Source organism: Kitasatospora sp. NPDC092039 (assembly GCF_044756065.1).
Lineage (GTDB): Bacteria > Actinomycetota > Actinomycetes > Streptomycetales > Streptomycetaceae > Kitasatospora.
In genome coordinates, this window is record NZ_JBIVSD010000002.1 from 651,051 (window position 1) to 669,480 (window position 18,430).

An 18,430-nucleotide genomic window follows, 5' to 3' on the forward strand; every position below is an offset into this window, starting at 1 on the left:
CCGCCCCGGGCCGGGCGTCGCGCCGGGCCGGATCCGGCGCCGTTCACACCGCCACCGGAACCGAGGGGGCCAGCGCCACGTCGTTGGCGGTGACCGCCAGTCGGCCCGCGGGCCGGCCCACCGTGAGCAGGGTGGGGAAGGCCTGCGCCTGGAAGGCCCCTGCCAGCGCGCCGCCGCTGCTCTCGCGTACCGTACGGGTCACCGCCGAGAGCCGGCGGACGAAGTCCGCGGACTCCTCGGGTTCGCCGACCACCACGGCCAGTGCGCCGTTCCTCCCCCGCGGCAGCGCGGCGACGTGCTCGACGAACTTCGGCAGCTTCGTCCGGCACGGACCGCAGGTCGGTGAGAAGAAGGCCACCAGGGCGCCCTCCGCCAGATCCGCGTCCGTCAACCGCTCGCCGGTGGTCGTCTCGACGCTGAACTCGCCGATCGGCGTCCCCACTTCGGGTGCCACGGGCACCGTGCCCGGACCGCCGGGGGCTGCCAGCAGGTCGGAGTGCTCACGCAGCCGCCTGATCACTCCGAGAGTGAGCAGCAGGTCCAGGACGCAGAGCGCCCCGACGAGGAGCAGGAGCGGAATCAGGACGGACATCGACGACCTCCTCGGGTCGGGTGGTTCGGAAGAGTTCGATCAGGTCGTCGAGCACGACGACCAGCACACCGAGCAGCAGGCCGGCGGCCACCGCGAGAGCGGTCCCGACGGTGCCCGTGGTCGACGCCCCGGGGCGGGACGCGGCGGCGGCCGCCAGCGCGGCCGCCGACAGCAGCAGGTTGCGGGCCAGCTGCCGGGCCCCGAGCGGGGCGGTGGACCTGCCGAAGCAGCGGCAGGGCACCCGGGCACCGTGCCGCAGGGCCAGCACGATGCCGATGGCGAAGATCAGCAGCAGCCCGGTCGCCACCGACAGCCCGGCCGACCAGAGGACGCGGACCGGCAGCGCGAGCAGGGCCGCAGCGGCCAGTTCGACCACGGGAACGGCCAGGGCGACCGGACGGACCAGCCACGCGGGCAGCAGCCCCAAGCCCTCGACCGACTGCGCGAAGGAGGTGAGCCGGTCGCGGCCGACGAGCTTGCCGATGGACGAGGCCAGGAAGACCGCGCCGAGCAGTGCCCGGACGCAGACGACGAGACTGTGCATCACACCCTCCTCGCGGGGGTTCTGAGGTGTGACCGGCGCGGGGCGCGACCGGGCGCGCAGCGCGGCGGGTGTACCGGATCCGGGCGCGGCGGGGGCGCCGGTGGTCGGGCCAGACTCGACCACCGGCGCCCCCGCCCTGCTCGCGTAGACCTCGGACGCCGCCCGGGAAGGGCTACTTGCAGACCAGCTGGCCCGTGCAGGTGTTGACGCTGCACGGCGAGCCGGCGCACTGCCAGCACTGCGACCAGCTGTACCAGCCGCAGGCCTGGGCATCGGCCTTGGGCACGAAACGCTCCAGCAGGCTTCCGCCGAGTCGCTCAAGCTTCCTGAACATCTCGATCTCCTTCTTCTCCGGTGGTGACTGTTCTCCAGGGTGTGCCGATGGACGGACGCGCAGGCGGTTCGACCGCCTTCCGGTCGGTTCGGGTGAAAGGTCCCGCCTCCCACCCGGCGGCAGCAGGCGGCTGCCGTCTCACCTCACCCGGCCTGACCGGGCGGCCTGGAGGACGGGCCGATGTGACTCCCCGTGTGGGGACCGTCGCCCCACCCGCTGTCCGCCCGCAGCACGGTGACCGGCTGCCGGCTCGCCACGGTCTCGGCCACCGCCGGCACCGCCGCGAACACCGCGGCTGCCGAGGCGACGCCCAGACAGGACTTCAGGAGCTTCCTTCGCATCGAGCCATCCCCCTTGTGGTCGGGACTTCTCTCCGCCGCGGGGGCCGCCCCCTCGGCTGACTCCAGAGTGCCGGTGGACACCCGACACGTGACATGTATTGGATGGGTCATCTGCTCCGCGGGAACGAAATGAGGGATGACACTCATGGACAAATCCGCGCACATCGGCGCTGCGGACTCGCCTGTTCTCGACGAGATCGGGGTCGCCGCCTACCAGTGGGCGGTGCGGAACGGCGGACTGGACGCCGCGGACCCGGACCGCTGCGCCGATGAACTCGGCGTGAGAGCCGATGAGTTGACCGCAGCCATCGACACTCTGAACGCACTCCACCTGCTGACTCCGATGGCCGGCAGCTCCGTGCTGCTGCCGAACGGCCCCGACGCGGCGATAGCGGCACTGCTCGGCCCCACCGAAGACGAATTACGCAGGGCCGAAACGGAGTTGAGTCGACGGCGGCGCAACACCGAACAGGTCCGCAGTGCGCTGTCCGCGCTTTCCGCCGTCTACTTCGAGGCCCGTCGGCAGCGCAACCACGACGAGGCGGTGGACAGCCTCGCCGACAAGTTCGCGGTCCGGGCCCTGCTCGCCGAGCTCGGCGCCAACTGTCGTGTCGAACTGATGGCGTGTCAGCCCGGTGGCGGCCGTCCGCCCGCCGCCCTGGCGGACGCACTGCCCAGGGACCTGGCGATGCTCGAACGCGGGGTCCGGATCCGCAGCCTCTACCAGCACACCGCGCGCTTCCACGCCCCCACCCAAGCCTATGTGGAGGCGGTCGTCGAAGCCGGGTCGGAGATCCGCACACTCGTCGAACTCCCCGGCCGGATGATCGTCTTCGACCGTCAGGTGGCCTTCCTGCCTCATCTCCGCCAGCCCGGCGGTGCGGTCATCGTCCGCGAGGAGTCGATCGTGGCCCACCTCTGCCAGAGCTTCGAGCAGGCCTGGGCCAATGCCTCGGAGTACCGCACCGGTCCGCTGGCGGCCCACGAGAGCGCCGAGGACATCAAACGGCTGATCACCACCCTGCTCGGGGCCGGCCTCAAGGACGACGTGATCGCCAAGCGTGCCGGGCTCTCCGTCCGATCCTGCCGCCAGCACATCGCCGAGCTGCTGGAGCGGCTCGGCGCGCGCAGCCGCTTCCAGGCCGGCGTCATCGCCGCTCGCAGCGGCCTGCTGCCGCCGGCCCGGCCCGGTGCCCTTGCCACGGAGACCGGCGACGGGGTGCACGGCAGGTGATCTCGAACGGGTGCCTCCGCCCCGGCAGGAACGCCCGGGCCGAGCGGGCGATCGACGCCCTGCCGCCGTTCCGGAGCTACCCGACCGCCGTCCGGACGGCGATCGAGCGGCCGGAGGCCGGGCCGACCGTCCACTGACCGCTCGGGCGGCCTGAACCCCGCGCGCGCCGCGGCCGACGTCAGCCCAGCTCGTACTCCAACACGTAGGTGTGGGTGCCGGACGCGTCGACGGTCAGCTGGAACTCCCCGGTGATCCCGGCCAGCGCGCTCGTCCCGGTGCCCGGCACCACGCGTATCGTCGTGCCGCTGGTGTCCCAGGCCGCGTGCTGGAGCACGAACGAGCCCCTGCGCCCGTCCAGCGTCTCCACCGGTTCGAACGCGGTGAGCTCGAACGACCCGCCGGCCCTGCTCCCCATGGCACCGTCCCCTCGTCGGCGGTCGATCGTCGACCACCCGGCGGCCGGCTCCCCGCCGACCGCGGACCGAGCCTTGCACACGCCACTGACAACCGCGTCCGAGCCGGCCGCCCGCGGCCCGGTCACGGCTCCCAGCGGATCGCCAGCACCGCCGCGTCGTCGGCCAGCCCGGCGTCCCCGACCCAGCCGCCGACGTCCGTCAGCACGTCGTCCAGCAGATCCGCCGGGGTGCCGCCGTGCAGGCCGGGCAGCCGCTCCGCGATCGGGTAGAACCGGCCCCCGGCGTCCCGGGCCTCCGACACGCCGTCGGTGTGCAGGAGCAGCACGTCGCCCGGCTCCGGGTCGAACCGCCGGTCCCGGTACGAGTCGCCGGTGAGCCCGAGCAGCCCCAGCGGCGGCGCCGGGACCGGCGGCTCCAGCTCGCTCACCCGGCCCGCCCGGCGCAGCAGCGGCGGCGGGTGGCCGCAGTTCACCAGCCGCACCGGCCCCCGGTCCGGCGCCACGTCGAGCAGCAGCGCGGTGGCGAACCGGCCCTCGTCCGACTGCCGGGCGGCGAGCGCCGCGTCCAGCCGTTCGGCGAGCCGCCCCGGGTCGGGCTCGGTCCGCGCGGCCTCCCGGAACACCCCGAGGACGTCCGCCGCCGTCTCCACCGCCGGGAGGCCGTGCCCCTGGACGTCCCCGAGCAGGATCCGCACCCCGAAGCGGGTCTCCACCACGGCGTACAGGTCGCCGCCGATCCGGGCCTCGGCGGCCGCCGCCACGTACCGCACCGCCACGCGCAGCGGCCCGATCCGCTCCGGCGGCGGCCGCAGCAGGGCCCGCTGGGCCGCCTCGGCGACCGTCCGGACCTGGAACAGCTCCCGCTCGCGGGCCGCCACCAGGACGACGCTGGCGGCGCTGGCCAGGGTCGAGGCCAGGACGGTGACCGGCACGCTGATCCGCACCGAGAGCGGCAGCTGCGCGTTGGCCGACTCCAGCATCCCGACGGCGAGCAGCGCCGCCGCGCCGACCAGCAGCGGCACCCGGGCCTGCCGGGTGGTCGCGCCGGCCAGCACCGGGGCCACCGCCAGCAGCGGGGCCAGGGTGGTTCCGGGGCCGATCGCCAGCGCGGCCACCACGGCGGCGACCAGCAGCAGGAGCGCGCCGTAGAGCAGCAGCCGGGTCCGCCTCGGCAGGTGCAGCGGCGGCACCCCGTCCGGGCCGTCGGCGGTCACGCGTCCTCCAGTGCTGCCGGGCGGTCCGGCGGGTCGATCGGTTGTCGGTTGTCGGGTCGGCCTGGTCGGTGAACCCGGCCGGTGAACCCGGCCGGTGGGCCTGGCCGGTGGGCCTGGCCGGTCGGGTCGGACACCGGCCCGCCGGGTCGCCCGGCGGACGGCCGGGAGGCCCCCGGCGGAACGAGGGCCTCCGGTCCACTCTCCCCGCCCGGCCCCGGGTCAGCACCTCGGCGGCGGGTCGTGCGCCGGCGCGCACTACGCTGGGCCGGGAGATGAGACGCAAGAGCCGCCGCCCGACCTCCCCCCTCCCGCAGCGCCGCGGCGTGGACCCGGTGCACCTCCGGCTGCCGCTCGAAGGCCCCTGGCCGACGGTGCGGGACCACCTGGTGGACCGGCTGCCCGCCGTCCCGGCCGAACGGATCGACGCGGCGCTGCGGGAGGGCGAGATCGTCGGCGAGCACGGCCCGGTCGCCCCGGCGGAACCGTTCCGCCCCGGCGCGCACCTGTGGTTCTACCGGGACCTGCCCGAGGAGGTGCCCGTCCCGTTCGAGCTGGTCGTGCTGCACCGCGACGAGCACCTGGTGGTGGTCGACAAGCCGCACTTCCTGGCCACCACGCCGCGCGGCCGGCACGTCACCGAGACCGCGCTGTCCCGGCTGCGGCACACCCTCGGCCTGCCCGCGCTCAGCCCCGCGCACCGCCTGGACCGACTCACCGCCGGCCTGGCCATGTTCGTCGTCCGCCCGGAGGACCGCGGCGCCTACCAGACGCTGTTCCGGGACCGCCTGGTGCGCAAGGAGTACCAGGCGGTCGCCGGGTACGACCCGGAGCTGAGCCTGCCGCGCACCGTGCGCAGCCACATCGTCAAGGAGCGCGGGGTGATCGCCGCCCAGGAGATCGACGCGCCGCCGAACAGCGAGAGCCGGATCGACCTGCTGGAACGCCGCGACGGCCTGGCGCGCTACCGGCTGCGGCCGCTGAGCGGGCGCACCCACCAGCTGCGGCTGCACATGAGCGGCCTCGGGCTGCCGATCCTCGGGGACCCGGTCTACCCGGTGGTGCTGCCCGAACCGGCCCCGGACGACTTCCGCCGCCCGCTGCAGCTGCTCGCCTCGACGGTCGAGTTCACCGATCCGCTGTCCGGCCACGAGCGCCGCTTCGAGACCCGCCGCACGCTGGCCGCCTGGACCGACCCGCGGGGCTGGGCCGACGGAGTCGGGAGCAGGTCCTAGGAAGCCCCTCCGGACGGTCTAGGACGGCCCTCCGGACGGTCTAGGGCCAACGTCCGGCCGGTCCCGGTCCCGGCGGCCGATCCGCCGCCGGGCCCGCCGGCGGGATGGTTGCGGCATGAACGCAGGCATCGACGCAGACAACAACGCAGGCAGCAACGCGGGCACCGGCGCGGGCATGGACGCGGGCGACGACGCGGCCCAGCGCACCGCCGCGCAGCGCACCGCCGCATCACCCACCGGCGCATCGCCCACCGGCGCCCCGCACCCCGCCCCCGTCGCGCTGGTCACCGGAGCCTCCCGCGGCCTCGGCCTGGCCCTCGCGCACGCCCTCGCCGCCGAGGGCTGGCACCTGGTGGTCACCGCCCGGGGCGCGGCCGAGCTCGCCGCCGCCGCGGCCGACCTGGCCGCCGTCACCCGGGTCGTCGCCCTGGCCGGCTCCGTCGTCGACGACGACCACCGCGCCCACCTGGCCGAGGCCGCCGAGCGCCTCGGCGGCGCGAGTCTGCTGGTCAACAACGCCGGAACGCTCAACGGTGCGCCCGGCCCCGGCGGGGAGCCGCTGCCCCGGCTGGCCGACTTCCCGCTGCCGGACCTGCTGGAGACCTTCGAGGTCAACGTGCTCGCCCCGATCGCCCTCACCCAGCTGGTGCTGCCCCAGCTGCGCGCCCACGCCGGCGCCGTCCTCAACGTGAGCTCCGACGCCGCCGTGGTGCCGTACCACGGCTGGGGCGGCTACGGCGCCAGCAAGGCCGCCCTGGACCTCGCCAGCGGCGTACTCGCCCGGGAGGAGCCGCGGTTGCGGGTCTGGGCGGTGGACCCGGGCAGCATGCGCACCCGGATGCTCCAGGAGGCCAGCCCCGGCGAGGACATCTCCGGCGAGCCGCTGCCCGAGCAGGTGGCGCCGGTCCTGCTCGGCCTGCTCCGTGAGCGCCGGCCCTCCGGGCGCTACCGCGCCGAGGACATGGCCGTCGCGGCCGCCGACCGGGGCGGGCGATGACGGCATCCACCGGCCCCGATCTGACCGGCCCCGATCTGACCGGCCCCGACCGCACCGACCCCGATCTGACCGGCCCCGACCGCACCGCCTCCCGTGTCACCGGCCCCGACCCCGTCGGGGCGGCGCCCCTCGGCCCCGAACCCCTCGGCCCCGAACCCCTCGGCCTCGACGTCACCGTCCCGCCCGAACTCTCGGCCCGCGCACCGGCGGAGGCGCGCGGCACGGCCCGGGACGGCGTCCGGATGCTGGTCGGCCGGCGCGCCACGGGCGCGGTCGAGCACCGCCGCTTCACCGACCTGCCCGAGGTACTGCGCCCGGGGGACCTGCTGGTGGTCAACAACTCGGCCACCGTCCCCGCCGCGCTGCCCGGCCGACTGCCGGACGGCACGCCGGTCGCACTGCACCTCTCCTCCGCCCAGCCGGACGGATCGGGTGCCCACCTGGTCGAGTTGCGCCGGGTGGTGCCGGGCCGGGCGGCGGCCGCCCACTACCCGCCGGAGGAGTCCCCGGCCCGCCCGGGCCTGGGCGTCTCGCTGCCCGCGGCCGGCGCGGCGGTGCTGACCCGGCCCCTGACCGCCCGCCTCTGGTACGCCGAACTCGCCCTTCCGGAGCCGCTGTTGCCGTACCTGGAGCGGCACGGCCGGGCGATCCGGTACGGCTACGTGGACCGCGACTGGCCGATCGAGGCCTACCGGACGGTCTTCGCGACCGTCCCCGGCAGCAGCGAGATGCCCAGCGCGGCCCGTCCGTTCAGCCCCGAGGTGGTGGCGCGGCTGGCCGGCCGCGGGGTGCTCCTCGCGCCGGTCACCCTGCACACCGGGGTGGCCTCGCCCGAGGTCCACGAGGCCCCGTACGCGGAGCGCTTCCACGTCCCGGCCGCCACCGCCCGGCTGGTCGGCCACGTCCGGGCCGGGGGCGGCCGGGTGATCGCCGTCGGCACCACCGTGGTCCGCGCCCTGGAGTCGGCCGCCGCCGCGGACGGCACCGTCCAGGAGGCCGACGGCTGGACGGAGCTGGTCGTCACCCCGGAGCGCGGGGTGCGGACCGTGGACGGGCTGCTCACCGGCTGGCACGAGCCCCGCGCCTCCCACCTGCTGATGCTCGCCGCCGTCGCGGGCCGGCCGCTGCTGGCGGCCTGCTACCGGGAGGCGGTGCGGCACCGCTACCTGTGGCACGAGTTCGGCGACGTCAACCTGCTGCTGCCGGACTGACCCCGGCCGGTCGGCGGCGGGCGGTCGGCGCTCCTCGCGGGCGCCGTTCAGGCCAGCAGGGTCCGCGCCACGTGGTCGGTGTCCAGGTACTCGCGGACGGAGGTGATCAGGCCGTCCGTCACCGTGAACACCCCCAGGCAGTGGTTCTCGTACGCGGCGCCGTTGGCGGCGGTGCCGACGGTGGTCCACTCGGCCACCGCCCGCGGGCCGTCGGCGAGGACGTGGGTGAGGGTGATGTCCGGCAGGCCGTCGGGGGCGAAGAGGGTGCCGACCTGGCCGAGGAAGTCGCCGAAGATCTCCTGCCTGCCCCGCCAGGTGCGGGAGAGCGCGAGGCTGCCCGGGTAGCTCCAGGTGGCGTCCTCGGCGAACAGGGCGATCGCGGCCTCGCGTTCGCCCGCCGCGATGAGGGTGACGTAGTCGGTGACGACGGTGCGGGCGTCGGGGTGCTGCACGGTGGGCTCCTGGGGTCCGTCCGGGCGGGGCCGTCCCGCCGTGGCACCAGACAACCGCCGCGGCGGGCCGCCGGGCCAACAACCGTGCGGCCGGACCGACAACCGTCCGTTGTTCACTCAGGTGGCGAGGCCCCCGGGGGCAGTTCCAGCTCGAACCAGACCACCTTGCCGTCCTGGGTGCGGCGGCTGCCCCAGCGGTGCGCGAGCTCGTTGACCAGGTGGATGCCCCGGCCGCCCTCGTCCTCGCCGCGGGCGCGGCGGATCCGCGGCACCTCGGGCTCCCGGTCGGCGACCTCGACGGTGAGCACCCGGTCGCAGTACAGCCGCAGCTGGGTGGGCGAACCGGCGTGCACCAGGGCGTTGGTGATCAGCTCGCTGGTGAGCAGTTCGGCCCAGTCGGCGAGCGCGCCGAGCCCCCAGGCGGCCAGCGTCCCGCGGGTGAAGCGGCGTGAGTGGGCGACCATCGCGCGGTCGCCGGTGAGCGGCAGGGTGGCGATCCGGTCCGTGCCCCGGGGGCGGACCTGCGCCATGATGACGGCGATGTCGTCCTCACTGGTGCGCTCGGTGAGCCGGCTCAGCACGGCGTCGCAGGTCTGCTCCAGCGAGCCGCGCCGGTCGGCGACGGTCCGGCACAGCAACCGCAGCCCCTCGTCCAGGTCCTGGCCCCGGCGCTCGACCAGCCCGTCCGTGTAGAGCGTCAGGATGCCCTCCTCGGGGAGGGTGAACTCGGCGCTCTCGAAGGCGACTCCGCCGACGCCCAGCGGAATGCCGGACGGCAGCTCGACCAGGTGCGCCCGCCCCTCGGCGTCGGCGACCACCGGTGGCAGGTGCCCGGCGCTGGCCGCGGTGCAGCGGCGGTCCACCGGGTCGTACACGACGCAGACGCAGGTGGCGAACTGGCCCTCGCCGACCGTCGCGGTCGCCTCGTCCAGCCGGTACAGCACCCGCGCCGGATCCAGCTCAAGGGTGATCAACGTCCGTGCGACCGTGCGGAGTTGCCCCATGGTCGCGGCGGCTCGGATGCCGTGGCCCATCACGTCGCCGACGATCAGCGCGACCCGCCCGGAGGACAGCGGCACCACGTCGAACCAGTCGCCGCCGACCTCGCTGACCACGCTGCTGGGCAGGTAGCGGTACGCCAGGTCCAGGCCGAGGGCGCGGTGCACCTCCTGGGGGAGCAGGCTGCGCTGGAGGGTGAGCGCGGTGTCCCGCTCGCGGCGGTAGAGCCGGCCGTTGTCGATCGCCAGCGCGGTGCGGGCGGCCAGCTCCTCGGCCAGCGAACGGTCCGCCGGGCCGAACGGCGCGGGGTTGCCGGTGCGGACGAACTCCGCGCCGCCCAGCACGTGCCCGCGCGCCATCAGCGGCACCATCAGGTACGAGTGCACCCCGGCGTCCAGGCTGGGCTGCACCCGGTCGGGCGAGGCGACGATCCGGCGCAGCTCCTCCTCGGTCACCTCGGCGACCAGGATCGAGCGCCGGGTGCGCAGGCTCTGCGCGTACAGCCTGGCCGACTGCGAGGTCTCGCCCACCTGGTCGGCCGCCTCGTGCATGCGGCCGTCCGGGCCGGCCTCGCCCACCGCCACCGCCCGCATCAGCACCGGCCCCTCCGGCGGCACCGCCCCGGGCTCCTCGCCGCTGAGCACCGCCTCGCGCAGGTCCACGGTGACGAAGTCGGCGAACCGCGGGATCACCACCTCCACCAACTCCCGTGCCGTGCGGTGCAGATCGAGCGTGGTGCCGATGCGGTTGCTGGCCTCGTTCAGCAGCGACAGCCGCTGCTGGGCGGCCCAGGCCTCGTCCAGCGCCCGCTGCCGGGCGGCGGCCGCGTCGCGCTCGCGGGTGAACAGCAGCGCGTTGTCGATCGAGACGGCGGCCCGCACCGCCAGCTCCCCGGCCAGCGCCACGTCGTCCTCGTCGTACGGGCGCTCGACCAGGGTGCGGTAGAAGCCCGCCACACCGACCGGGGTGCCGCGCGCGATCAGCGGCACCACCATGAACGACAGCACGTGCTGCTCCCGTACGGCGGCCTGGCGCACCGGGTCGTCGGCGAACCAGGCCATGCCCTCCTCGTCCATCCGCGGCACCAGCACCGGTTCGCGGTGCGCCAGGCTCCACGCGTACGGCGAACCGGGCACGAAGCGGTGCAGGTTGCCGGTGCGGGAGATCGGGGCCAGGGTCGAGCCGCGCACCGAGTGGAAGGCCATCCGCCGCAGCAGCGCCGAGCCGTCCACCGGGGCGGTCGCCGCGCGCTCGCCGCGGACCAGCTCCTCCAGCACCTCCACCACCACCGTGTCGGCCAGCCGGGGCGTCGCCACCTCGGCCAACTCCTGGGCGGTCTGGGCGAGATCGAGCGTGGTGCCGATCCGGGCGGAGGCCGCGTTGACCAGCGCGAGACGCTCCTGCGCGGCCTTCGCCTCGCGCAGCGCCTGCTGCCGGGCCAGCACGGTCTGGTGCTGGCGCAGGTACAGCCGGGCGTTGTCGAGCGCGACGGCCGCCCGCGAGGCCAGCTCGTCGCCGAGCGTGATGTCGGCCGCCGCGAAGGACTCCCGGGCACCGCGCCGCGAGTACACCACCATGCCGAGCGTCGTGCCGCGCGCCACCAGCGGAGTGATCCGCACCGAGCGCGGCCGGTCGCCGAGGTAGGCCTGGCGGCGGCTCTCGTTGATGCCCTCGCTCAGCATCGGCAGCTCCCAGGACGGCACCACCACGGTGCGCCCGCTGGTCAGCGCCCGGGCGTAGGGGGAGTCCGGCGGCAGCTCGTGCACGGCGTCCACCGGCAGCGCCTCGGCCGGGTAGAGCGAGTCCGTCGTGGAGATCGCGAGGCGGCGCACCAGCAGCGGGGCGTCCGGCGCGGGCGGCTCCACGTTCCGGCCTGCCACCAGCTCCTCCAGCCCGAACACCGCGCTGATGTCGGCGACCCTGGGCACCATCGCGTCGACCAGCTCCCGGGCGGTCTGCCGCAGGTCCAGCGTGGTGCCGATCGAGGCGGTCGCGTCGACCAGCAGGGACAGCCGCTCCTGGGCGCGGGCCGCCCGGGCGTCGGCGTGGAACCGTTCGGTGACGTCGATGACCGTGGCGCACACCCCGAGCACCCGGCCGGCGCGGTCCGTCAGCCGGAAGTAGGAGGTCGACCAGGCGTGGTCGTGGTTCGGGTCGCCCGGGGTGCGGCCGTGCGCGAGGTCGTCCACCACCGGTTCGCCGCTCGCCAGGACCCGGCGCATCACCGCCTCCTCCTCGGCGCTGTTGATCCTGGGCAGCACCTCGGTGAGCCGCCGGCCCAGCGGATCCCCGACGGCCAGGCCGTTCGCGTTCGCCAGCGCCTCGTTCAGCCGGACGAAGCGCAGGTCGGTGTCGAAGACCGCCATGCCGACCGGGGACTGGGTGAAGAACCCGTCGAGGAGGGCCAGGTCCGCCTGGAGCCGGTGCAGCGTGGTCACCTCGGAGGCCACCGCCAGCACCATCGGGGCGCCGCCGGGGCCGCGGACCGGATGGGTGCGGAACTCCAGGTCCACCAGGTGCCCGTCCCGGTGCCGGACCGGGAACACCCCGGACCAGGGCCGGCCCGCCAGGATCTGCCGGAACAGCTGGAGCACCTCCGGCCGGAGTTCGTCGGAGGTCAGCAGCGTCGCGGCCCGCGCGCCCAGCGCCTCCCGCGCGGGGTGTCCGAGCAACGCCTCCGCGTCACTGCTCCAGTGCAGGATCCGCCCGTCGGCGTCGATCAGCGCCGTGGCGATCGGCACCATCAGCAGGGCGTCCTGCCGCGGCTGCCCCGGGCGCTGCGCGTATTCGTCCACCATGGCCAGAGAACCGTCCCAGAAACCGTCCGGAGATCGTTCCCACCAGCCCTGCCATCTTCGCACGCACCCCCAACCGGCGCAGCCGCCCTGCTCAGCCCGGTCGGGCCGCCCGTTCCGCCCCGGGGCGGGCTGCCGACGGCCCGACCCGGGGGCGGGCCTCAGGCGGCCCTCAGGAGGTGAAGTGCACCTCCGGGTTGGCGGCGCTCGGTCCGTCGAGCAGCGGTTGCGGGACGCCCTTCAGGTGGAGGTCGAAGAAGGCCCCGACGTACTGCCGGGTGAGGGCGGCGGCGCGCAGGCTCCCGATGGTGGTGTACGGGCCCCTGGGGACGCCGGGCCCGTCGATGGGTACTGAATCCCTTCCGGGAAGAGCGCGCGCCGCCCCTTAGGGGTCGGCCCCGGGCCCACGCACCGGGCGGCCGCCCGGCGATGGTCACCCGGCGGCAGCCGTCCGGAGGTCCTCCAGGAAGCCCGCGGCCGCACGGGCGTTGGGCACCGGGAGGGTGAGCGGGAGGCCGGCCGAGTGCGTCCGGATCTCCAACTCGCCGAGGGCGGACGCCCGGGCCGAGAGCACCTCCGTCCAGCGGTGGGCCTCCGTCGCGGCGAGCGGGTGCGCCGGCCGGTGCACCAGCCCGCAGGCCGTCACCGTGAGCCGCCCCCGCGCGAAGCGGACGCTCCCCTCGGTGCGCAGCGTCTCGTGCAGCGCGGCCCGGAGCCCGGGGGAGAGGCGCTCCTCCAGCTCCCGGAACAGCCCTCCCAGCCCGCGAAGGTGCGCCAGCACCAGCGGCTCGTCCGCGCCCGCCGGCCATATTCGCCCGTGCTCGTGCTCCCCGCGCGGCCCGCCGGGGGAGTACTCGGTGGCCTCCACGGAGCTCCAGGGCAGCGGCTCCTCGCCACCGTCCGCCGCGACCAGCACCAGCCCGCCCTCGTGGACCCGGACGGACCGCAGCCCGGGCGCCGACCGCAGCCGCTCGTACCCGCTCACCGCCACCACCGCGGCGGCCGCCAGCACGGGCGCCGGCCACCACCCGCCGAGCACCAGGCAGACCGCCACGGAGACGGCCACCCCGCAGAGGTGCAACCACACCCGCGCCGACCAGGACAGCGGCCGGTACCGCCGGTACACCCGCACCACCGCGCCGAGCCGACCGCCCGGGCAGGCCGCACCGGCCGGACCCACCGAACCGACCGGACCGGCCGAGCCGGTAGAACCGGTCGACCGCACCCGGGTCGGCGACCACGTCACCGCCATGTCGGCCCCCTTCCACTCGGCGGACTTCCCATCGGAACCGCGACCGCTCGATCCCCAGCATCATCTGCTCGCCGCTCCCGGCGACAGTGCCGATCGGCACCATTTGGCCCGAAACGCCCTCGCCATCATCGCGCCCCGGCCGGGGCCGCCCGCACCGGGGGGTGGGTACGAACAGGACTGCCGCCTCCCGGGCCAGGGGGTACCCGCCCTCACGCCACCGTCGCGAACCCGTTCTGCAGGCCGCGCAGCAGCGCCGTGCCCGCCGGATCGGCCGACCGGCGGGTGTTGGCCAGCACCACCACGCCCACCTGCTTCTCCGGGTCGAAGGCCACGAAGGAGCTGAACCCGCCGGTGCCCCCGTTGTGCCAGATCTGGAGGTGCCCGCCCTGCTGGGTGTGCAGCCGGTGCCCGAGCCAGCCCAGGTGCACCCAGGCGAACGGATTGACCCGGTGCCGGGTCTCCCGGGTGAGGGCGATCGCCGGCGACAGCGCCGCGTCCGGCTCCCGCCCGGCGGCCAGTTGGGCCCGCAGGAACACCACCAGGTCGGCGGCGGTCGACCGGAGCCCGCCCATCCCGGGCAGCGCCGCGAAGCTCCAGTAGGGCACCGGCCGGCCGCCCGGCGTGTGCCCGTGCGCCAGCCGCGCGGACTGCTCGTCGTCCGGCCGCACGCAGGTGTCCACCAGACCCAGCGGCGCGCAGACCTCGCGCGCCACCAACTCCTCGTAGCCGACGCCGGAGCGCTGCGCGAGGGCCAGACCGAGCAGCCCCGCGCCCAGGTTGGAGTAGCGGAAGCTCCGCCCGGGCACGGCCCGCAGCCGCGTCCGGGCGAGCCCGTCGAGCACCCGCTCGGCGGTGCAGTCGGCGTACGGATCGGGCTTGTTGGGGGACAGCAGGGCCTGCACCGCCATGCCCCGGGGCAGCCGGGGGAGCCCCGAGGTGTGGGTGGCGAGGTGCCGCAGGGTGACCGGCTCCGGACCCCTGGCCGGGACGGCCGCAGGACCGCCCGAGGCCCCGGTGAGCACCTCGGCGAGCGGCTCGTCCAGCCGGACCGTGCCGCCGAGGGCCAGCCGCGCGAGCGCGAGCGAGGTGAACACCTTGGTGACGGAGCCTATGTCGAACAGGGTGCGGGGCCCGGGCACCCCGCCGCCCGGACCGGTCCGCCCGGCACCGCGGATCTCCACGGCGCCGCCGGCCAGCCCGGCGACCACCGCTCCGACGTGTCGGCCCGCGAGCCGGTCGGCCGTCTGCTGCACGAGGCAGGCGAGTTCGTTCATGCTCGCGAGCCTAGGCGCCCCTACCGACGGGAACGTCCGTCCGGAAAAGGAGATCGACCCCCGCCGATGCTCCCACGGAGGTACGGTCCGCTGCGCCCTGAGCGGTACAACGGCAGATGCGGAGCAGTAGGCGCCTCGCTCAGCCCTCCAGCGCCTCCCGCAGCCGGACCGCGACCTGCGCCGCCTCCGCGTCGTCCGGGTACCGCCGCCGCGGCCAGAAGAACCCGCGCAGCCCGTCCTTCGGATTGCGCGGCACCACGTGGACGTGCAGGTGCGGCACCGACTGGCTGACCCGGTTGTTCGCCGCCACGAAGCTGCCCGCCGCGCCCATCCCGTGCTCGACGGCCTTCGCCACCCGCTGCACCCGCAGGAAGAACGGCCCCACCGAGCCGGCCGGCAGGTCGGCCAGGGTCGGGTGGTGGGCGCGCGGCACGACCAGCACGTGCCCGGGGAACAGCGGCCGACGGTCCAGGAAGGCCACCGCCTCCTCGTCGTCCAGCACCCGGTGCGCCGGCTCCTCGCCCGCCACCACCGCACAGAAGACGCAGTCCATCCGTCCATTCAAACCACCGGCGGCCGCCCCGGCACCCCCGGCGGACCCGCCGTCACCCGACCGGCCGCCGTCCGGGTGCGGCGGCCCGGGTGCCGGGCGCCCGCGCCCGCCCCCTCACTCGTACCGGTACAGCAGCGACTCCCGCTCGTGCTGCTCGATGACCTCCACCGTCAGCGACTCGTCCCGCAGGTGCGAGAGCGTGACCTCCGCCGAGCTCGGCTGCGCGTCCGCGGCGAGCCAGTCCTCCGGCTTCCACGCCGAGGAGCGCAGGAAGGCCTTCGGGCAGTGCCCGTACACCTCCTCGACGGCGACCACGATCGCGCTGCGCGGCGGCTTGCCGACGGCGGTCAGCTGCCGCAGCAGCTCAGGGTCGGTCGAGACGCAGGCCCGCCCGTTGACCCGCAGCGTGGTCTCCCGGCCCGGGACGACGAAGAGCAGCCCGACCCGGCCGGTCTCCAGGACGTTGTGCAGGGTGTCCAGGCGCTTGTTGCCGGTGGCGTCCGGAACGGCCAGGGTGTGCTCGTCGAGCACCGAGACCAGCCCGGCCGGCCCGCCGCGCGGGGAGACGTCGCAGCGCCCGGCGGCGTCCGCGCTGGCCACGAACACCAGCGGGGAGCAGGCGATCAGGCGCTGGGCGACCTCGTGCAGGTGGTCGACCTGCTTGCGGCGGGCGTGGTCGCCGGGCTGCTCGTAGACCTCGCGCAGCTGGGCGGGGTCGCTGAGCGCGCCCGCGTGGAGGGCGTCGAACAGACTGCCCGGCCGGTTCGGCGCGGCGGTTGACGAAGCGACAGTTTCCGGTGTGGTCGTCATACCGGGAATGTAGCCGAGGCCGCTCGGCGCACCCCCCGGCCGATGGCCTCGAAGCCCCCGGTGCCGGACCGGCCGTACCCCTGGCGACCAGCGGTTTTCCGCTGATAATGGGGCCAGGGACTCCAGCCGGAGGTGGTGGTCGTGATCGTCAGAATCTGGGCCGGGCAGGTCCTGGCCGGTCGCTGCGAGGAGTTCTGCGCGCACCTGGCCGCCCAGGTGATCCCGGAACTCGGGCGGACCGACGGCTGCCTCGGCGGCGAGCTGCTGCGCTCGGTGTCCGAGGACGGGCACCGGGTGCTGGTGCTGAGCCGCTGGCGCGACGAGGAGGCCCTGCGCGGGTACGCGGGGCCGATGTGGCGGATCCGGCCGGTCTGGTCGGAGGGCGAGCTGAGCTACCTCGCCCACCCTCCGGAGGTCACCCACTTCCTGCAGGTCAGCGCACCCGCCACGCTCTGAACCACCGGCCTCGCACCGGCAGCGGCCGCCAGGCCGACGACGGCCCGAGGACCGGCAGCGGCGTCAGGCCACGACGGCCCGAGGACCGAGGCGGCCCTCAGACCGACAGCGGCACCGGGTGTATCTCGTCCGCCGGGTGCCCGGTGCGGCTGTGGACCCGCTGCACGGCCTCCCTGGACGGCGCGTCGGAGAGGCAGTACACCGTGCCCGACTCCGGGTCCGCCCACGCCTGCTCGAAGTGGACGCCCTCCTCGCCCTCGATCGCCAGGTCGGCCGCGTGGGCCTGCCTGAGCTGTTCGACCGTGATCCCGGCCATCCCGTGGTGGACGTCCATGAACTTCGCCATCGCCCTCGCCTCCGTAGCTTCGGTGCGTCACCGGCAGGGCCCCGTCTACCAGCCTCGCCCCCGCCGTCCGGCTCCGCCACCGTGCCGCCGCCGGGACGCCGCCGCGCCCGCAGCGGGACGCCGCCATACCGCCACCGACGGCAGCGCACCGCGCATTCCCCGCCAGCCCGTGAAACAGACCACAGCGCAGGGGTCTCCCTGCCGTTGCGCCGTCCGTGGCACAATGACGGCATCAAAGCAGTGACGTTCAGCGCACTCCGGGGTCGGTGAAAATCCGAACCGGCGGTTACAGTCCGCGACCCGTCCGCAGCCAGCGGCCGGTTGACCAGGTGAAATTCCTGGACCGACGGTTAAAGTCCGGATGGGAGGCGTGCGCGGGCGGACGAAGAGCAGTGCCCGTGGTCCATCGGCAGGCGACAGCCGGCCTCCGGACCCCGGTCAGGTGAACGACGGGAGCGGTGTCTCCCGGGCCGGGCGAGCGATCTCCCGGTGGCCTCGGCAACCCCGGAGAAGGGTCTGCCCCGGGCCCGTGCACCGGTGCCCGTCCGTGTCATCTCCCATGCCGCCCCGGAGTCCGCGCCCCAAGCGCGAGGAGAACCCGGGTGTTCACCGGCATCATCGAAGAACTCGGCGAGGTCGTGTCGATCGAGGAGATCGGCGACTCCTCGCGGATCCGCCTGCGCGGCCCGGTGGTCTGTACGGGTGCCCGGCACGGCGACTCCATCGCGGTCAACGGCGTGTGCCTGACCGTCGTCGACAGCCCGGCGGAACTGGCCGCCGGCACCGGTGAGTTCAGCGCCGACGTGATGGCCGAGACGCTGCACCGTTCCAGCCTCGGCGAGTTGAAGCCCGGCTCCCGGGTCAACCTGGAGCGCGCCATGGCGCTCGGCGCCCGGCTGGGCGGCCACCTCGTCCAGGGTCATGTCGACGCCACCGGGCGGCTGTTGAGCCGCGAGCCCGGCGAGCGCGACGCGGCCGGCGAGCTGCGCTGGGAGGTGCTGCGGTTCTCGCTGCCCGACACCGTCTCCCGCTACCTGGTGGAGAAGGGCTCGATCACGGTCGACGGCGTCAGCCTCACCGTGGTGGAGGCCGCCCGGGACAGCTTCACCGTCAGCCTCATCCCGACCACCCTCGCGCTGACCACGCTGGGCGCCAAGTCCGTCGGGGAGGGCGTCAACCTGGAGGTGGACGTGCTGGCGAAGTACGTCGAGCGGCTCCTGGAGTCCCGCACCCTCCCGAACCTCCCGGGCCTGTCGGATCCTTCCAGCCCTTCCAGCCTTTCCAACGTTTCCGACCCGTCCGACCTGCCGGTCGACGGAACCCCGGGGGAGTCCAAGTGAGCTGGCTCAGCGGCGAGGCGTTCACCGTCCTCGGCGAAC

General features: G+C 75.1%; 20 protein-coding genes and 1 riboswitch. Of the genes, 7 read left to right on the forward strand and 13 right to left on the reverse strand.

The genetic code is table 11. The features are described 5' to 3' along the window. Window positions 1–43: 43 nt before the first annotated feature. The 4 genes from ACIQI7_RS05925 to ACIQI7_RS05940 all read right to left on the reverse strand — a co-directional run bounded on the left by ACIQI7_RS05925 (window position 44) and on the right by ACIQI7_RS05940 (window position 1,811). Window positions 44–592, reverse strand: coding sequence for a TlpA family protein disulfide reductase (locus tag ACIQI7_RS05925; RefSeq protein ID WP_401105547.1), 549 nt, complete (start codon window positions 590–592; stop codon window positions 44–46). Further along, window positions 501–1,136, reverse strand: coding sequence for a MauE/DoxX family redox-associated membrane protein (locus ACIQI7_RS05930; RefSeq protein ID WP_401105549.1), 636 nt, complete (start codon window positions 1,134–1,136; stop codon window positions 501–503). The genes ACIQI7_RS05925 and ACIQI7_RS05930 overlap by 92 nt, the downstream gene beginning before the upstream one ends. A gap of 172 nt (window positions 1,137–1,308) precedes the next feature. After that, window positions 1,309–1,470: a hypothetical protein gene (locus tag ACIQI7_RS05935; RefSeq protein WP_387751721.1), complete on the reverse strand. Its 162-nt coding sequence runs from the start codon at window positions 1,468–1,470 to the stop codon at window positions 1,309–1,311. A gap of 143 nt (window positions 1,471–1,613) precedes the next feature. Beyond that, window positions 1,614–1,811 (reverse strand): hypothetical protein, encoded by a 198-nt coding sequence (locus ACIQI7_RS05940; RefSeq protein WP_387751723.1) that lies wholly within the window; start codon window positions 1,809–1,811, stop codon window positions 1,614–1,616. Window positions 1,812–1,956: 145 nt separating this feature from the next. On the opposite strand from ACIQI7_RS05940, the gene ACIQI7_RS05945 reads away from it, so the two are divergent. Both ACIQI7_RS05945 and ACIQI7_RS05950 read left to right on the forward strand, forming a co-directional pair. Next, window positions 1,957–3,045: a hypothetical protein gene (locus ACIQI7_RS05945; RefSeq protein ID WP_401105552.1), complete on the forward strand. Its 1,089-nt coding sequence runs from the start codon at window positions 1,957–1,959 to the stop codon at window positions 3,043–3,045. Beyond that, on the forward strand, window positions 3,042–3,182 hold the full coding sequence (locus tag ACIQI7_RS05950) for a hypothetical protein (RefSeq protein WP_401105554.1): 141 nt from the start codon (window positions 3,042–3,044) through the stop codon (window positions 3,180–3,182). The genes ACIQI7_RS05945 and ACIQI7_RS05950 overlap by 4 nt, the downstream gene beginning before the upstream one ends. 41 nt (window positions 3,183–3,223) lie before the next feature. Here the strand turns inward: ACIQI7_RS05950 and ACIQI7_RS05955 are convergent, their stop codons facing one another. Continuing rightward, window positions 3,224–3,460, reverse strand: a complete 237-nt coding sequence (locus ACIQI7_RS05955) for a DUF3224 domain-containing protein (RefSeq protein ID WP_401105556.1) — start codon at window positions 3,458–3,460, stop codon at window positions 3,224–3,226. 122 nt (window positions 3,461–3,582) lie between these two features. Then, on the reverse strand, window positions 3,583–4,674 hold the full coding sequence (locus ACIQI7_RS05960; RefSeq protein ID WP_401105558.1) for a PP2C family protein-serine/threonine phosphatase: 1,092 nt from the start codon (window positions 4,672–4,674) through the stop codon (window positions 3,583–3,585). A 272-nt stretch (window positions 4,675–4,946) separates the two neighbouring features. On the opposite strand from ACIQI7_RS05960, the gene ACIQI7_RS05965 reads away from it, so the two are divergent. The 3 genes from ACIQI7_RS05965 to ACIQI7_RS05975 all read left to right on the forward strand — a co-directional run bounded on the left by ACIQI7_RS05965 (window position 4,947) and on the right by ACIQI7_RS05975 (window position 8,114). Further along, a complete protein-coding gene (locus ACIQI7_RS05965) occupies window positions 4,947–5,906 on the forward strand; it encodes a pseudouridine synthase (protein WP_401105560.1) in 960 nt (319 codons plus the stop codon). 115 nt (window positions 5,907–6,021) lie between these two features. Further along, window positions 6,022–6,903, forward strand: coding sequence for an SDR family NAD(P)-dependent oxidoreductase (locus tag ACIQI7_RS05970; RefSeq protein ID WP_401105562.1), 882 nt, complete (start codon window positions 6,022–6,024; stop codon window positions 6,901–6,903). After that, on the forward strand, window positions 6,900–8,114 hold the full coding sequence (locus ACIQI7_RS05975; RefSeq protein ID WP_401105564.1) for an S-adenosylmethionine:tRNA ribosyltransferase-isomerase: 1,215 nt from the start codon (window positions 6,900–6,902) through the stop codon (window positions 8,112–8,114). The genes ACIQI7_RS05970 and ACIQI7_RS05975 overlap by 4 nt, the downstream gene beginning before the upstream one ends. Window positions 8,115–8,161: 47 nt before the next feature. Here ACIQI7_RS05975 and ACIQI7_RS05980 read toward each other — a convergent pair whose 3' ends face one another. The 6 genes from ACIQI7_RS05980 to ACIQI7_RS06005 form a co-directional block, all read right to left on the reverse strand. Beyond that, the gene (locus ACIQI7_RS05980) at window positions 8,162–8,566 is read right to left on the reverse strand and encodes a nuclear transport factor 2 family protein (RefSeq protein WP_401105566.1); all 405 of its coding nucleotides are present in this window, start codon (window positions 8,564–8,566) and stop codon (window positions 8,162–8,164) included. A 113-nt stretch (window positions 8,567–8,679) separates the two neighbouring features. Beyond that, window positions 8,680–12,363 carry a SpoIIE family protein phosphatase gene (locus ACIQI7_RS05985; protein ID WP_401105568.1) on the reverse strand — a complete coding sequence of 1,228 codons (3,684 nt, stop codon included), beginning with the start codon at window positions 12,361–12,363 and terminating at the stop codon, window positions 8,680–8,682. 430 nt (window positions 12,364–12,793) lie between these two features. Continuing rightward, window positions 12,794–13,612 carry a hypothetical protein gene (locus ACIQI7_RS05990; RefSeq protein WP_401105570.1) on the reverse strand — a complete coding sequence of 273 codons (819 nt, stop codon included), beginning with the start codon at window positions 13,610–13,612 and terminating at the stop codon, window positions 12,794–12,796. Window positions 13,613–13,821: 209 nt separating this feature from the next. Beyond that, window positions 13,822–14,886: a serine hydrolase domain-containing protein gene (locus ACIQI7_RS05995; protein ID WP_401105572.1), complete on the reverse strand. Its 1,065-nt coding sequence runs from the start codon at window positions 14,884–14,886 to the stop codon at window positions 13,822–13,824. 139 nt (window positions 14,887–15,025) lie between these two features. Then, complete coding sequence (locus ACIQI7_RS06000; protein ID WP_401105574.1) at window positions 15,026–15,439, reverse strand: HIT family protein; 414 nt, start codon at window positions 15,437–15,439, stop codon at window positions 15,026–15,028. Between the two features lie 114 nt (window positions 15,440–15,553). Then, the gene (locus tag ACIQI7_RS06005) at window positions 15,554–16,249 is read right to left on the reverse strand and encodes an MSMEG_1061 family FMN-dependent PPOX-type flavoprotein (protein WP_401105575.1); all 696 of its coding nucleotides are present in this window, start codon (window positions 16,247–16,249) and stop codon (window positions 15,554–15,556) included. Window positions 16,250–16,390: 141 nt separating this feature from the next. On the opposite strand from ACIQI7_RS06005, the gene ACIQI7_RS06010 reads away from it, so the two are divergent. After that, window positions 16,391–16,705, forward strand: coding sequence for an antibiotic biosynthesis monooxygenase family protein (locus ACIQI7_RS06010; protein ID WP_387751766.1), 315 nt, complete (start codon window positions 16,391–16,393; stop codon window positions 16,703–16,705). Window positions 16,706–16,802: 97 nt separating this feature from the next. Here the strand turns inward: ACIQI7_RS06010 and ACIQI7_RS06015 are convergent, their stop codons facing one another. After that, window positions 16,803–17,051, reverse strand: a complete 249-nt coding sequence (locus ACIQI7_RS06015; RefSeq protein ID WP_387751769.1) for an SCO4226 family nickel-binding protein — start codon at window positions 17,049–17,051, stop codon at window positions 16,803–16,805. A 249-nt stretch (window positions 17,052–17,300) separates the two neighbouring features. Beyond that, window positions 17,301–17,428: riboswitch (FMN riboswitch) on the forward strand. A 225-nt stretch (window positions 17,429–17,653) separates the two neighbouring features. Here ACIQI7_RS06015 and ACIQI7_RS06020 point away from each other — a divergent pair. After that, window positions 17,654–18,391 (forward strand): riboflavin synthase, encoded by a 738-nt coding sequence (locus tag ACIQI7_RS06020; protein WP_401105578.1) that lies wholly within the window; start codon window positions 17,654–17,656, stop codon window positions 18,389–18,391. Window positions 18,392–18,430: the final 39 nt, after the last annotated feature.

What these genes read in the sequence shown, in the direction of transcription:
- ACIQI7_RS05925 (WP_401105547.1), bottom strand. Translation starts at nt 592, where the DNA reads ATGTCCGTCCTGATTCCGCTCCTGCTCCTCGTCGGGGCGCTCTGCGTC.
- ACIQI7_RS05930 (WP_401105549.1), bottom strand. Translation starts at nt 1,136, where the DNA reads ATGCACAGTCTCGTCGTCTGCGTCCGGGCACTGCTCGGCGCGGTCTTC.
- ACIQI7_RS05935 (WP_387751721.1), bottom strand. Translation starts at nt 1,470, where the DNA reads ATGTTCAGGAAGCTTGAGCGACTCGGCGGAAGCCTGCTGGAGCGTTTC.
- ACIQI7_RS05940 (WP_387751723.1), bottom strand. Translation starts at nt 1,811, where the DNA reads ATGCGAAGGAAGCTCCTGAAGTCCTGTCTGGGCGTCGCCTCGGCAGCC.
- ACIQI7_RS05945 (WP_401105552.1), top strand. Translation starts at nt 1,957, where the DNA reads ATGGACAAATCCGCGCACATCGGCGCTGCGGACTCGCCTGTTCTCGAC.
- ACIQI7_RS05955 (WP_401105556.1), bottom strand. Translation starts at nt 3,460, where the DNA reads ATGGGGAGCAGGGCCGGCGGGTCGTTCGAGCTCACCGCGTTCGAACCG.
- ACIQI7_RS05965 (WP_401105560.1), top strand. Translation starts at nt 4,947, where the DNA reads ATGAGACGCAAGAGCCGCCGCCCGACCTCCCCCCTCCCGCAGCGCCGC.
- ACIQI7_RS05970 (WP_401105562.1), top strand. Translation starts at nt 6,022, where the DNA reads ATGAACGCAGGCATCGACGCAGACAACAACGCAGGCAGCAACGCGGGC.
- ACIQI7_RS05975 (WP_401105564.1), top strand. Translation starts at nt 6,900, where the DNA reads ATGACGGCATCCACCGGCCCCGATCTGACCGGCCCCGATCTGACCGGC.
- ACIQI7_RS05985 (WP_401105568.1), bottom strand. Translation starts at nt 12,363, where the DNA reads ATGGTGGACGAATACGCGCAGCGCCCGGGGCAGCCGCGGCAGGACGCC.
- ACIQI7_RS05990 (WP_401105570.1), bottom strand. Translation starts at nt 13,612, where the DNA reads ATGGCGGTGACGTGGTCGCCGACCCGGGTGCGGTCGACCGGTTCTACC.
- ACIQI7_RS05995 (WP_401105572.1), bottom strand. Translation starts at nt 14,886, where the DNA reads ATGAACGAACTCGCCTGCCTCGTGCAGCAGACGGCCGACCGGCTCGCG.
- ACIQI7_RS06000 (WP_401105574.1), bottom strand. Translation starts at nt 15,439, where the DNA reads ATGGACTGCGTCTTCTGTGCGGTGGTGGCGGGCGAGGAGCCGGCGCAC.
- ACIQI7_RS06005 (WP_401105575.1), bottom strand. Translation starts at nt 16,249, where the DNA reads ATGACGACCACACCGGAAACTGTCGCTTCGTCAACCGCCGCGCCGAAC.
- ACIQI7_RS06015 (WP_387751769.1), bottom strand. Translation starts at nt 17,051, where the DNA reads ATGGCGAAGTTCATGGACGTCCACCACGGGATGGCCGGGATCACGGTC.